General features: G+C 58.7%; 12 protein-coding genes. 10 read left to right on the top strand and 2 right to left on the bottom strand.

Going from position 1 to position 13596, the window contains the following annotated elements:
* Positions 1-8 precede the first annotated feature (8 nt).
* Positions 9-2558: a heavy metal translocating P-type ATPase gene (locus tag AB4072_RS13810; RefSeq protein WP_441968739.1), complete on the bottom strand. Its 2550-nt coding sequence runs from the start codon at positions 2556-2558 to the stop codon at positions 9-11.
* A gap of 226 nt (positions 2559-2784) precedes the next feature.
* On the opposite strand from AB4072_RS13810, the gene AB4072_RS13805 reads away from it, so the two are divergent.
* The 6 genes from AB4072_RS13805 to AB4072_RS13780 all read left to right on the top strand — a co-directional run bounded on the left by AB4072_RS13805 (position 2785) and on the right by AB4072_RS13780 (position 9478).
* Positions 2785-3696: a LysR family transcriptional regulator gene (locus AB4072_RS13805; RefSeq protein WP_441968737.1), complete on the top strand. Its 912-nt coding sequence runs from the start codon at positions 2785-2787 to the stop codon at positions 3694-3696.
* Between the two features lie 148 nt (positions 3697-3844).
* The gene (locus AB4072_RS13800; protein ID WP_441968735.1) at positions 3845-5008 is read left to right on the top strand and encodes an ABC transporter substrate-binding protein; all 1164 of its coding nucleotides are present in this window, start codon (positions 3845-3847) and stop codon (positions 5006-5008) included.
* Between the two features lie 180 nt (positions 5009-5188).
* Entirely contained in the window at positions 5189-6262 is a 1074-nt protein-coding gene (locus tag AB4072_RS13795; RefSeq protein WP_441968733.1) for an ABC transporter ATP-binding protein, read from the top strand.
* The gene (locus AB4072_RS13790; protein ID WP_441968731.1) at positions 6259-7206 is read left to right on the top strand and encodes an ABC transporter permease; all 948 of its coding nucleotides are present in this window, start codon (positions 6259-6261) and stop codon (positions 7204-7206) included. Before AB4072_RS13795 ends, AB4072_RS13790 begins: the two co-directional genes overlap by 4 nt.
* A complete protein-coding gene (locus AB4072_RS13785) occupies positions 7196-7996 on the top strand; it encodes an ABC transporter permease (protein ID WP_441968729.1) in 801 nt (266 codons plus the stop codon). Before AB4072_RS13790 ends, AB4072_RS13785 begins: the two co-directional genes overlap by 11 nt.
* Positions 7997-8023: 27 nt before the next feature.
* The gene (locus tag AB4072_RS13780; RefSeq protein ID WP_441968727.1) at positions 8024-9478 is read left to right on the top strand and encodes a gamma-aminobutyraldehyde dehydrogenase; all 1455 of its coding nucleotides are present in this window, start codon (positions 8024-8026) and stop codon (positions 9476-9478) included.
* 42 nt (positions 9479-9520) lie between these two features.
* Here AB4072_RS13780 and AB4072_RS13775 read toward each other — a convergent pair whose 3' ends face one another.
* Positions 9521-10717, bottom strand: a complete 1197-nt coding sequence (locus AB4072_RS13775) for a YVTN family beta-propeller repeat protein (protein ID WP_441968725.1) — start codon at positions 10715-10717, stop codon at positions 9521-9523.
* 440 nt (positions 10718-11157) lie between these two features.
* Between AB4072_RS13775 and AB4072_RS13770 the strand changes: the two genes are divergently transcribed.
* The 4 genes from AB4072_RS13770 (at position 11158) to AB4072_RS13755 (ending at position 13519) form a co-directional block, all read left to right on the top strand.
* Positions 11158-11967 (top strand): DUF72 domain-containing protein, encoded by an 810-nt coding sequence (locus AB4072_RS13770; protein WP_441968723.1) that lies wholly within the window; start codon positions 11158-11160, stop codon positions 11965-11967.
* Between the two features lie 623 nt (positions 11968-12590).
* Complete coding sequence (locus tag AB4072_RS13765; RefSeq protein WP_441968722.1) at positions 12591-12800, top strand: cold-shock protein; 210 nt, start codon at positions 12591-12593, stop codon at positions 12798-12800.
* A 127-nt stretch (positions 12801-12927) separates the two neighbouring features.
* On the top strand, positions 12928-13128 hold the full coding sequence (locus AB4072_RS13760; protein WP_441968720.1) for a hypothetical protein: 201 nt from the start codon (positions 12928-12930) through the stop codon (positions 13126-13128).
* 34 nt (positions 13129-13162) lie between these two features.
* The gene (locus AB4072_RS13755; RefSeq protein WP_441968718.1) at positions 13163-13519 is read left to right on the top strand and encodes a DUF6481 family protein; all 357 of its coding nucleotides are present in this window, start codon (positions 13163-13165) and stop codon (positions 13517-13519) included.
* The last annotated feature ends 77 nt before the right edge of the window (positions 13520-13596 follow it).

The following is a 13596-nucleotide window of genomic DNA, read 5'->3' as shown; positions in this document are numbered from 1 at the left end:
GTTGGTTCTTAAACGGCGCTCGGGGGAGTTTGCTGAAGACCTTCTCTCAATGTGGTCGAAGCAGTTGAAAGATCTCCCACAGGTCGGATGGTCGTCTTAAATCGACGAAGCCGTAAGGCATTGCCGAGAACGAAGACACTGGAGAGGGCCATGGCGCCAGCGGCCACCATCGGCGACAGCAGCGTCTCATCGAGCGGGTAGAGAACGCCGGCAGCAACTGGAATCAGCAAGGCATTATAGACGAAGGCCCAGAACAGATTCTGCTTGATGTTGCGGATCGTCGCCTTCGACAGAGCGATGGCATTCGCAACGCCGCGCAGGTCGCCGGACATGAGCACCACATTCGCGCTCTCGATGGCGATATCCGTGCCTGTGCCGATGGCAAGTCCGATATCGGCCTCTGCCAGAGCCGGTGCATCGTTGATACCGTCGCCGACGAACGCGATCTTTTGACCGTTCTCGCGCAGGCGTTTGATCGCTGCGACTTTTCCGTCGGGCAGAACTTCCGCGATCACTTCATCGATGCCGATCTGACGTGCAATGGCTTCAGCCGTGCGGCGGTTGTCGCCGGTGATCATCGCGACTTTCAGCCCCAGGGCGTGAAGCGCCTTGATGGCGTTAGGCGTCGACGATTTGATCGGATCGGCCACCGCGACGACGGCGGCGATCTTGCCGTCGATCGCTGCATATAAGGGGCTCTTTCCTTCGGCGCCCAGACGCGTTGCGACGGAAGTGAATTCGGATACCGGATAACCGAGTTGCTCCATGAAACGATCAGCGCCGATTTCAACCTTGCGATCGTCGGTTCTCGCGGACACGCCGAAGCCGGGCAGAGCATCGAAATCGCGGACAGTCGCGAGCGACAATCCTTTGCGCTGGGCCGCTTCGACAATCGCTTCCGCGATCGGATGCTCGGAGAGTGCCTCGACGGATGCGACGAGCCTGAGAGTGTCGGCTTCATCGAAGCCGTGAGACACGACGAAATCGGTCAGATCCGGGCGTCCGACGGTCAGCGTGCCTGTCTTGTCGAGAGCGACGATGCTGACTTCCTTCAGGCTCTGCAAAGCCTCGCCCTGTCGAAACAGGACGCCGAGTTCGGCGGCACGGCCGGTGCCGACCATGATCGAGGTCGGCGTCGCAAGACCCATGGCACACGGGCAAGCGATAATGAGGACCGCGACCGCATTGACGAGGGCGAAGCTGAGAGCCGGATCTGGACCGAATGCCAGCCAGATCGCGAAAGTCAGCGCTGCGGCCGCCATGACGGCCGGCACGAACCATGTGGTCACCTTGTCGACGAGGGCCTGGATCGGGAGCTTGGACCCTTGCGCCTGCTCGACCATGCGAATGATCTGCGCCAGCACCGTATCGGCACCGACTTTCGTGGCGCGGAAGGTGAAGCTGCCGGTTTTGTTGATGGTTCCCCCGACGACTTCTACCCCTTGGGTCTTCTGCACGGGAATGGGTTCCCCGGTGATCATGGATTCATCCACATAGGACGAGCCGTCGGTGACGTCGCCATCCACCGGCACTTTCTCACCAGGACGAACCTGGACGATCTCACCGACCAGCACCTGATCGAGAGCGATCTCCAGCGACTCGCCATTGCGTATCACGCGAGCCGTCTTCGCCTGCAGCCCCATGAGCCGCTTGATCGCCTCCGAAGTACGCCCTTTGGCTTTCGCTTCGAGATAGCGGCCCATGAGAATGAGCGTCACGATGACGGCGGCTGCCTCGTAATAGACATTGGCGGTGCCAAGCGGCAGGAGACTCGGCAAGAATGTCGCAACGAGCGAATAACCATAAGCCGCGCTGGTGCCCAGAACGACGAGCGAGTTCATGTCCGGCGCGAAGCGCAGGAGAGCCGGAATACCTTTCTTGAAAAAACGCAGGCCGGGACCGAAGAGCACAAGCGTGGTCAGCGCGAATTGCAGGTACGAGCTTTGACGATGACCAATGGTCTCCATCACCCAATCGTGCATACTAGGAATGAGATGCGAGCCCATTTCCAGGACGAAGACGGGCAGCGTCAAAACCGCAGCGATGAGAAGCGACCGTTTTAGGTTCGCAATCTCCGTGTCGCGCGCTGCATGCTCCTGGTCTGCCGGGGCGTCGCTCGCAAGGATCGCTTTTGCTTCGTACCCGGTATCGGCAATTGCCGACGTCAGTTTGCCAACCATCTCAGTGCCACCGAAGAAGCGCACGAAGGCGCGCTCCGTCGCAAGGTTAACGGTCGCATCGACCACGCCCGGGACGTGCTTCAAGGCCTTTTCAACGCGGCCCACGCAGGACGCGCAGGTCATCCCTTCGACCTTAAGCTCGACCTTCGTCTCCGCCGGTTCGTAACCCGCCTTCCGAATGGCTTCAGCCACTGTTGCGGGATCGAAGGCGGATGATGAGAGCGTGACGCGGGCGCGTTCCGTCGCCAGATTGACCTGCGCGGCGGAGACGCCGCTGACCGCTCCGATGGCCTTCTCGACACGACCCACACAGGACGCGCAGCTCATCCCTTGGATAGGGATATCGAAGGTCAAGTCGTGTTCAGGCGCCGCGGCCATGGGAATCTCTCCAGATTCAAAGTCGTTGCCAATGTTGTGGCCCTTCCAATGGTTGGAAGGTCAAGCCCTTTTAAAGGGGCCCGCAATTTCACTCTGAGATCATTGAAAACGTCGCTCCGCCTTTTCGACGAGAGTTAGCAAGCTTGACGCTACCAACGGGATATTTCATTACCTGTAAGCGCGTAAAAGTTGAGCGCATCGGTCAAGATAAGCGTGTCGCCCAACAATGGCCTTTTCGCTTCGCCAGGTACGCTATTTCGTCGCCATCGCCGAAATCGGCTCGGTCTCCGGCGCCGCGCGCCAACTTTCCATTTCTCAATCGACGATTACCGAGGCGATACAAGAGCTTGAAAGCGACCTTGGGCTCAAGCTGGTCGAGCGTTCCGCGCACGGCATGAGCCTGACCCTCAAGGGGTATCAATTTCTGCGGCACGCCGAAAAGATCCTCGGCGAGGTATCGAGCGCCCGGCGGGCACTTCATGAGAACGGTGCGCCGACCGAAGGGCGGCTTCAATTGGGCGTCACGCCTCTGGTCGCGGGCTACGTGCTGGCGGATCTGTTGGCGCGGTTCCGGCGGGCTTTCCCGTTCCTCGAGGTGTCGGTGGTGGAGGACAATCGCGACTACCTCGAACATCTCTTGATCGGCGGTGAACTCGACATCGCGGTCATGGTGCTTCCGCCAAGCCTTTCCTTGGTCTCCCTTGAGGCTGAACTGGTCGAGGCCTCCCGCTACCGCCTCTGGCTTCCACTGGGCCATCCCTTGGCGCAGGCCGGAGGTGTGAGCTTGCGGGATCTTGCCAGTGAGCCGCAAATTCTGCTGGCCATCGATGAAATCGATGAAGCGCCCAAGCTTGTCTGGCAGCAGATGGGCATCCGCCCGCCGATCGCCTTTCGCACCCGTTCCGTCGAGGCGGTGAGAAGTCTGGTGGCGACAGGGGCAGGGCTCGCCGTGTTGCCGGACCTCACTTTTCGGCAATGGTCGCTCGAAGGAGACAAGATCGAAGCTCGTCGCATTCAGGAAGAGTTGCCCGCCGTCTCAGTTGGAGTGGTCTGGCGGCGTGGATACCGGCTCTCCCCGACCGCCTCTCAATTTCTCTCCGTCGTCCAGAATTATCGGACGATCCGGCAGCGAGGCTGACATATCGGAATTTCCGATGCGCGAATTCTCCCGAATGAATTGGCGTGGCCTCTGGATTTGGAACACTCTTCTAAAAAACAGGGAACAGGCTCGGCTTCATTGGCTCTCCGAGGGTGCCATCCACGGAGACATTTGGGAGATCGCATCCATGCATCGCAGCATAACAAGTACCGCCTCAATCTGCCTCGTGGCATCGCTCGGGGCCGCGCCAGCGCCAGCCTTTGCGCAGGTCAAGTCCATTGGCAAATCCGAAGGTTTCGTCGATATCATCGCTTGGCCGGGCTACATCGAACGCGGTGAAACTGACAAGAGTTACGACTGGGTGACCGGCTTCGAAAAGAAGACAGGTTGCAAGGTTCGGGTGAAAGCCGCGGGCACCTCCGACGAAATGGTCGCCCTCATGAACGAAGGCGGTTTCGATCTGGTGACCGCCTCGGGCGATGCGAGCCTCAGGCTCATCTCCGGCAAGCGCGTCCAGCCGATCAACATCAGCCTCATTCCGAGTTGGAAGAGTGTCGACGAGCGTCTGCAAAAGGCGCCATGGCACACGGTCGACAATGTTCATTACGGAGTGCCCTATCAATGGGGCTCGAACGTTCTGATGTACAACACGAATGTCTTTAAGGAAGCGCCGACGAGCTGGAAGGTCGTCTTCGAGGAGGGGAACCTGCCGGACGGCAAGTCCAACAAGGGACGCGTGCAAGCTTTCGATGGGCCGATCTATATCGCCGATGCGGCGCTCTATCTCATGAAACACCAGCCGCAACTCGGCATCAAGGATCCGTACGAGTTGACCGAGGCGCAATACAAGGCGGCGCTCGACCTCTTGCGCAAGCAACGCGGCAATGTCCAGAGATACTGGCACGATGCCATGGTGCAGGTCGACGACTTCACGAATGAAGGCGTTGTCGCCTCTTCGTCCTGGCCATTCCAGGTCAATCTCCTGAAGAGCCAGAACAAGCCCGTCGCCAGCACCATTCCGGAGGAGGGTGCGACCGGTTGGGCCGATACCACCATGATGCATGTGAATGCTCCGCATCCGAACTGCGCCTATCAATGGCTCGAGCATTCGCTGAGCCCGAAGGTACAAGGTGATCTTGCATCCTGGTTCGGTTCCGTGCCGACGGTTCTCGCTGCATGTAAGGGCAACGAACTCCTCGGCGAACAAGGCTGCCAGACAAATGGTTTGGGGAATTTCGAGAAGATCCGGTTCTGGCGCACGCCAGTCGCGAAATGTTCTACGCAGGCTGAAGGCTGCGTCCCCTATTATCGCTGGGTGACCGATTACATCGCGATCCTCGGCGGTCGCTGAGACCTATGGAGGCGCTCGCTCGCTGCGAGCGTCTCCCCAAACGTTGGCGCATGAGCTGGAAAAGCGGAATCCGAGTTTCCGAGAGGGTCATGCAACATCAAGAGAGCAGAAATCTGATCGTGCTTCGACGGAGCATGGTTAGATTCTAGGAGGCAACGGATGCCCTCCGGAGCGCCAACCATGTCCGTTCATACGCGACCGCAAGCCGCGATTGCGGCCGATCCTGGTGTGTCTGAGAGCACATCCGCTGTTCGCTTCTCAGGCGTGACCCGCCATTTCGGCTCTGTGCGGGCGGTGGACGGAGTCGATCTCGACATTCGCGCCGGTGAATTCTTCGCTATGCTCGGTCCATCGGGATCGGGAAAAACCACGTGCCTGCGTCTTGTTGCCGGTTTCGAACAGCCCGATGCGGGAGAGATTGGCATTTTTAGCGAACCCGTCGCCGGAATTCCGCCCTATCGGCGCGCCGTCAACACGGTGTTTCAGGATTACGCACTCTTTCCGCATATGAACATCCTCGACAACGTCGCTTACGGTTTGCGCATTCGCGGCATGAACCGCACCGAGCGCGAGACGCTGGCGCGCGAGGCGCTGGGGCTCGTCAAGCTCGTCGGTTTCGAGACGCGTCGCCCCTCGCAACTTTCCGGCGGCCAAAGGCAACGCGTGGCACTCGCCCGTGCGCTGGTCAACCGCCCCAAAGTTCTGCTTCTCGACGAGCCGCTGGGTGCGCTCGATTTGAAACTGCGCGAGGAAATGCAAGTGGAGTTGAAAGCGCTGCAGCGGGCGCTCGGGCTCACCTTCATTTTCGTGACGCACGATCAGGGCGAAGCGCTTTCCATGAGCGATCGCGTCGCTGTCTTCAATGCCGGTCGCATCGTTCAGGTGGGAACGCCGGAAGAGATCTACGAGCGCCCACGTAATCGTTTCGTCGCGCAGTTCGTCGGCGGATCGAATGTTCTGGAACCATCTGTTGCCGCTCGTCTCGGAGGTCCGGAACGACTGGTGAGTTTGCGGCCGGAAGCCATTGCCGTCCATGCGGCTGGGAGCAAGCTGGAAGCGGGACGTATTTGCGTGGACGCTATTTGCATCGAGGTTCAGTACCAAGGTGCTGTTCGGCGCGTCATCGCCGATTGTGGGGAGTTGCGCCTGGCAGCGACCGTGCCCGCGACCGAGGTGCGTGGCCTTGAACCCGGCGCTCCCATCCGTCTTTCCTGGCTGCCGATGGCATTGCATGTCATGGAGGACGACCGGTGAGCGCCACCGTTCTCGATCTTCCCCTGCCGCGAGAAGGTCTCTCGCGCCGCTTTTCCGATGCGCTGTTCAAGCGGCGGGGCTTGCTGCTGACGCTTCTGCTCGTTCCGCCGCTCCTGTGGCTTGGCGTGATCTATGTGGGAAGCCTCACCGCCCTGCTGCTTCAGAGCTTCTTCTCTATCGATGAGTTCTCGGGAACTATTGTCCGTGAGCTCACCCTCAAGACCTATGCGGAGCTGCTGCAACCCGCCAATCTCGATGTCATCATTCGAACCGTGGTGATTGCGGCTGTCGTGACGTTGGCCTCGGCGCTGCTTGCTTTTCCTGTCGCCTATTATGCCGCGCGCTATGCGCGGGGACGCATGAAGGCGGCGTTTTATCTCGCGATCATGATGCCGCTTTGGTCGAGCTATCTCGTCAAAGTCTATGCCTGGAAGCTTCTTCTCGCGCGAGAGGGCGCCGTTGCGTGGATAGCGGACAGGGTCGGGGCGACACCCGCCATAGACGCTCTCCTCGGCTTACCTCTCGTCGGTGGGCCGTCGCTCTCCGTGAGCTATCTTGGGCAGGTACTTGTCTTCATCTACCTCTGGCTACCCTTCATGATCCTGCCGGTTCAGGCCGCGCTGGAGCGCGTGCCGGGAAGCCTCATTGAGGCATCATCCGATCTTGGCGCAGTGCCGGGGCAGACTTTTCGGACGATTATTCTGCCCCTGGCCTTGCCCGGCGTCGTTGCGGGTTCGATCTTCACCTTCTCGCTGACGCTCGGCGATTACATCCTGCCGCAGATCATCGGGCCATCGACGCTACTCCTTGGGCAGACTGTCTACGTGCTCCAAGGTACCGCTGGAAACATCCCGCTCGCGGCAGCCTTTGCCGTCGTGCCGATCATCGTCATGGGGCTATATCTTCTCGTGGCAAAGCGACTGGGAGCGTTCGATGCGTTCTAAGGCTTCCCTTGGATTGAAACTGAGCACGGGTCTCGGGCTGCTTTTTCTCCACGCACCGCTTGCCTTCGTCATTCTCTACGCCTTCACGACGGAGGAGCGCAGTTATCAGTTCCCGCCACCAGGGCTGACCCTGAAATGGTTCGGCGTGACCTTCTCACGGCCGGATGTCTGGAACGCACTCACTCTGTCGCTCCAGGTTGCAACTGTCGCCACGATCCTCGCCATGGTGCTCGGCACGCTCGCAGCCGGCGCGCTCGCGCGAACCCGCTTCTTCGGGCGCGAAGTGATCTCGCTTCTCATCATTCTTCCCATTGCCCTTCCAGGCATCATCACCGGCATCGCGCTGCGCTCGGCGTTCAGCCTGATGGATATTCCCTTCTCGTTCTGGACCATTGTCGTCGGACACGCGACGTTTTGCGTCGTCGTAGTCCACAACAATGCCGTTGCGCGCTTGCGCCGCCTGTCGCCCTCAATCGTGGAGGCATCCTACGATCTCGGAGCCGATAGTTTTCAGACGTTCCGCTATGTGATTCTACCCAATCTTGGAACCGCGTTGCTTGCAGGCGCAATGCTCGCTTTCGCCCTGTCGTTCGACGAGGTGATCGTCACCACGTTCACGGCGGGGCAACAATCCACCTTGCCCATCTGGATGCTCAACGAGCTCATCCGGCCTCGCCAACGGCCTGTCACCAATGTGGTGGCCGTCATCGTCATCGCTCTCACCTTCTTGCCCATTCTCGCAGCCTATTACCTCACCCGTGAGGAAGGGCCGGTAGCGGGCCGTCATTAAACTATTTCAGACCATCGGAGGAACATCATGGATACCGGCTCCCTCTCCAGACCGTCCGACCTCGAGATGCTGATCGGCTCCCGCTTCGAAGCTGGAACCGAGGAACCGGAAGTGGTCATCAATCCCCGGACCGGCGAAACGATCATGAAGCTGCCGGAGGCTTCGCCGGAGCAGATCGATGCCGCCGTCTCCGCGGCAAGCCTCGCCTTCAAGAGCTGGTCGCGCACGGTGCCTGGTGCGCGTTCGGCGCTCCTTTTAAAACTCGCCGATCGCATTGAGGCGGAGGCCGAGGCTTTCGCTGGCCTCGAAGCTCTCAATTGTGGAAAGCCAAGGCATCTCGTTCTACGGGACGAGATCCCCGCCATTGTCGATTGTTTCCGGTTTTTCGCGGGCGCGGTGCGTTCCATGCAAGGGGCACTCGCGGGTGAATATCTTCCGGGACATACGTCCATGATCCGACGTGACCCCATCGGTGTCGTCGCCTCGATTGCTCCCTGGAATTATCCGCTGATGATGGCCGCATGGAAGCTCGCCCCCGCGCTCGCGGGCGGCAATACAGTCGTCATCAAACCATCCGAACAGACACCGCTCTCGACCTTGAAACTTGCCAAGGTGATGGCGGAAATTTTCCCTGAAGGGGTCGTAAACGTCATTGTCGGTCGTGGCGAAACAGTCGGGCAATCGCTGATTTCTCACCCGAAAGTGGCGATGATTTCGCTCACCGGGGATATCGCCACCGGAAAGAAGGTTTTGAATGCCGCCGCGAAATCGGTGAAGCGCACGCATCTCGAACTCGGCGGTAAGGCTCCTGTCATCGTGTTTGACGATGCGGATCTCACAGAGGTCATCGAGGGCATCAAAGTTTTCGGCTATTACAACGCGGGCCAGGATTGCACGGCGGCGTGCCGCATCTATGCCGGTGCGAAGATCTATGATCGCTTTGTCGCCGATCTGTCATCGGCCGTCTCCCAGCTCCAGTTCGGTCGAGACAACGATGACGAGAACGACCTCGGCCCGTTGATTTCACCTCGTCAACGCTCGCGGGTCGCCTCCTTCGTCGAGCGTGCTGCGGATTTGAAGCACGTCCAGATTACGACGGGCGGCAAGGAGGGCAGCGGCAGCGGCTTCTTTTATGAACCGACGGTGATCGCAGGAGCCCTGCAAGACGACGAGATCGTCCGGCGCGAGGTGTTCGGCCCGGTGGTGTCGGTGACACGCTTCGATGATGTGGAGCAGGCGGTGAGTTGGGCCAACGATTCAGATTATGGCCTCGCATCCTCCGTATGGTCGAAGGACATCGCGAAGGCCATGGGGACGGCGGCGCAGCTGCAATATGGCTGCACCTGGGTGAATTGCCATTTCATGCTGGTCAACGAAATGCCGCATGGTGGCCTCAAGCAATCCGGCTACGGCAAGGATCTGAGCATGTATGCTCTGGAGGATTACACAGCGGTTCGGCATGTCATGGTGCGTACCGAATGAAGGCATGTCAGCATCTTTGAAAATGGCGGAGCATTCTGAAAGTCACCGCATATTGCCTGTGTGACCGAGCGAGTAACGGCCAGGCTGTGGCCAAACCGTAAGGCCATGCGGCATCTTTCCGACTGGAATTGTTATTACAGAGCCGGTCGTGGTGTCGATTGCATAGACGACATCATCGAAGCGTCCCGAAAGCCAAAGCTGTTTGCCGTCGGCACTCACGTTGCCCATATCGGGACTTCCGCCGCCTGGAATGGGCCAGGTGACTTCGACTTTCTGGGTCGCAAAATCAATCACTGAAATACTGCCCTTGCCGCGTCGCGGGCCATCGATGTTATGGGAGCCGCGGTTGGAAACATAGAGTTTGGTCCCGTCCCGACTGGGGTAAAGTCCATGTGCCCCAATTCCTGTTTCAATGAAGCCTGTTTCCTCCAATCTCTCGCCGTCAACAAGAAAGACTCCGTCAGCCATCATGTCGGCGACGTAAAAGATCTTGCCATTTGGAGCGATCCGAATGTCTTGAGGCATTCCCCCCTTCGAGAGTTTCAGAGATCCGGCAACGGTCCCTTGGAGGAGATCGATCTTGATCAAGCTGCCCAGAAACTCACAGGTGAAGATCGCGTATCGTCCATCTATGGAAAAGTCGGCGTGATTGATGCCGGCGCATTGCGGAGTCGCTAGGGAATGCCGAAGCATCATCGACTCTGGATCTCTGAACTCCAGCTGCTTGCGCGCCTCGGCGACAACGATCGCTTCGGTACCATCGGGTTTGAAGTACATATTGTAGGCGTCGGCAACCGCAATGGCGCGGCCGGGCATTCCCGTGGCGGGATCAATGGGCAGAAGACCGCCACCCGCGTGGTGCCGTCGCGTATTCATAGCGCTGCTCGCTACCCACAATGTCTTTAGATCCCACGACGGAACGATATGCTGTGGGTTTCCGCCAACAACGAACCGATCAACCACCTTGAGGCTTTCGGGATCGATGACATAGACATCGCCTGACTCCACGTTCGGAACATAGACTCGTGACAATGCGTCGGCGACAGCAGGGCTCATTCGGCCTGCGGATGCCTCGCTGTAGAGATTGGCGGCATCCAAAACTCGAGGCATGCCTGGCACCGTATCGACAGTGGCCTGAGAGGGAGGCGCAGATTGAGTATGAAGGATTTGTGCAGGCCAACAAAAAACGATGCCGACGCAGATCACCAAACAGCGATGAAAACGCATGGAATTGGCCATGTGATCTATCGTTTCGAGTCTGGGCACCACCCTAGTGGTGGAGTTGGGCTTTCTGCTTCCAGGCCTTCGCACGAGTCCGTTGTTTGAGCGGGCCTCGCGTTCGAAAACGCGCGGTTCGAAAGATAGTTGCTCTATTCCCTGCGATGCGAATGCATCAGGGTCGCAACTACTCATGAAAGCTCCCCATGAAGGTTCACGGCGGAAGCCATAATCCTATCGAGCGCAGGCGCTTTCGAACACCTCTTTTGCCGCCCTATTGACCACCGTCGCTAATTTCGCGCTATGATATAACCAGAGAATATAACCCATAAATATGGGGGGTATCGCCAAAGTGGCGACAATTCGGAACCCGTGGATTGCGACAGGAAACGGATTGTCTTGCTGTTGGGGGCCACTATTTGGCTACCCAACGCAACTGAGCAGTTTCAGGAGATTTCGACGTGCCGCATCGCGGAGAACCTAGAATTCGCGTAGGGATTGGTGGGTGGACCTATGAGCCCTGGCGGAGCGTATTTTATCCCAAAGGTCTCCCCCAGAAGCGTGAACTGGAATATGCGAGCCGCAACTTGACCTCTCTGGAGATCAACGGGACTTATTATGGATCGCAGAAGCCCGAGAGCTTTGCCAAATGGCATGCCGAGACGCCGGATGATTTCGTGTTCGCTCTCAAGGCGCCGCGCTTTGCCACCAATCGGCGTGCGCTGTCCGAAGCGGGGGAATCCATCGAGCGCTTCTTCACCAGCGGTGTGATGGAATTGAAGGACAAACTTGGTCCAATCAATTGGCAGTTCATGCCGACCAAGAAGTTCGAGCCTGATGATTTCGAAGGTTTCCTGAAGCTATTGCCAAAGACCGTCGGTGGGAGATCCATCCGTCATGCTGTCGAGGTGAGGCACGACAGTTTCCGGACCCCGGACTTCATAGCGCTGGTGCGGGAATATGGCGTGGCGATCATCATTGCCGCCGATAGCCACTATCCGCAAATTGCGGACATCACTGCCCCCTTCGTCTATGTGCGCGCCATGGGCACGACCGAAGCGGAAGACGCCGGGTATTCCGAGAAAGCTCTTGATACGTGGGTGGATAGAGCGCGCCAATGGGCATCTGGCAGTATGCCGGACGGTCTTGAAGTGGTCATGCCGAAACAACATGCGCAGGTTAGCTCGCGCGATGTCTTCCTCTATGTCATCAGCGGTTTCAAGGTGCGCAATCCGACAGCGGCGATGGCGATGATCGAGCGCCTTGGTTAGTGAAGACTTCTGCCGATATCGATAGTTGGATCCCCTGGTTACGTGCCGGATCGGGATGGTCTGTGCCTTTGGTTCCCGGTCCAATCGGAGCCGTTCGCGCTCGCGACCTTGGCCGCTCGCAGGGCATTGCTGTGTTGCCGAGGGAAACGTGTTCTGTCGGGAAACGCAACATATTCCGCCTCGCAACCTGCGCTGACGGAACACCAGGATCTCGTCGCCGATGCCATTTCCCTCGTTCACCCGAAAAGCGCTTCGAAACGAGAGGCTTGGGCGACCTCTCGGTCTGAGCTGATAGCAGCGAGGTGCGTTTGAATTAGCACGAGGCCCCATGAGCATAACGCGACGGCCTACCTGCGCACCCTCTAGGTCTGCCGTGGGCCGAGCTTCCCGATTGACGTGATTGCCGGTCGTGGACGAGGCAACTTTGCTCATGGTCCTTGTAAAGGGCCGCGCGGCTCTCTATATGGGAAGCCATCGACCTTTGGCCGGACAATCGGGCTGTTTCGTCTCGGCATTGCCGGGCGCACGTTCAGGCACTCTTCCCAAATATCGACGAACCGAGCTGTGGTGATGCTTTCGCGCGCCTCGGCTTTCGTGCTCCCATGTCAGTGAAAGGACATCCGATGATTACGGGCACCGTAAAATTCTACAACGATCAAAAGGGCTTCGGCTTCATTCAGCCGGATGACGGCAGCAAGGACGTCTTCGTCCACGCAACGGCTCTTGAACGCTCCGGCGTGCGCGGCCTTGCTGAAGGCATGAAGGTTTCCTTCGATACTGAAGAAGACCGTCGCTCAGGCAAGATCGCTGTGGGCACAATCAAGCTCGTGTAAGTGAATAAGCCGGCTCTGGCAAACCAGGCCGTATTGTCGAAGCCGCCCCGACGGGGCGGCTTTCTGCTTCGCGCTTCGGGGCCTTGAGGTGTGAGCCGGTCTCGAAACCGCCGATATTGAAGGCGTCATGTACACTTTTAGAAAGACCATTCTCACGAAATCCGTGATGTTTGCGGTCAGCTACGACGATGGCCGTACCGCATATCTCGTCGTCGAAAACCACGGCAAGGCCAGCGAAGATTACGTCGTGGGCGAGATTGCGCGAGAGCGGCAGGAACAAGGCACTCTTCCAGAGGGCACAATCCTCAGCATCAAGCGTGTGCGCTGAGTCCGGCCATAGCAACATATAGAATCGAAAAGAAATGAGCGGTTACACGAACAAGAATTTCAGCGAACGCCTCAACGCCGCCGCGCTTGCCAAAAAAGCAGCGATGGACAAGTTTCGTGCCAGGCCGGCGGCGGACGATCCGGCTGTTGTCGAGCGGCAAGCTGCTCGAAAAGCAATCAGCGACGCTCGCGAGGTCCGCATTGCCGAGCGGAACGCGACCCGGATCGCAACTGCGGAACGCGAGGCTGCTGAACGGAGTGCTCGTGAAACCGCCGCGCGGGAACGACAGTTGCGTGAAGTTACCGAGGCAACCGAGCGCGAAGCTGCTCTGGAGGCGGAGCGTAAGGCTGCGCGTGACGCGCGCTACGCGGCCCGCAAGGCCCGTAAATAGTCCTGGCCATTCAAATCTATTCGCGCCGCAGAATGATCGGGAAAGCGATCATGGGCGGCAGTTTTTTCAAGGAGACT

The sequence above is a fragment of the Microvirga sp. 2MCAF38 genome (genome assembly GCF_052115485.1).
Lineage (GTDB): Bacteria > Pseudomonadota > Alphaproteobacteria > Rhizobiales > Beijerinckiaceae > Microvirga.
The sequence above is the reverse complement of the archived record's forward strand: the minus strand, read 5'-3'. Positions and strand labels throughout refer to the sequence as shown.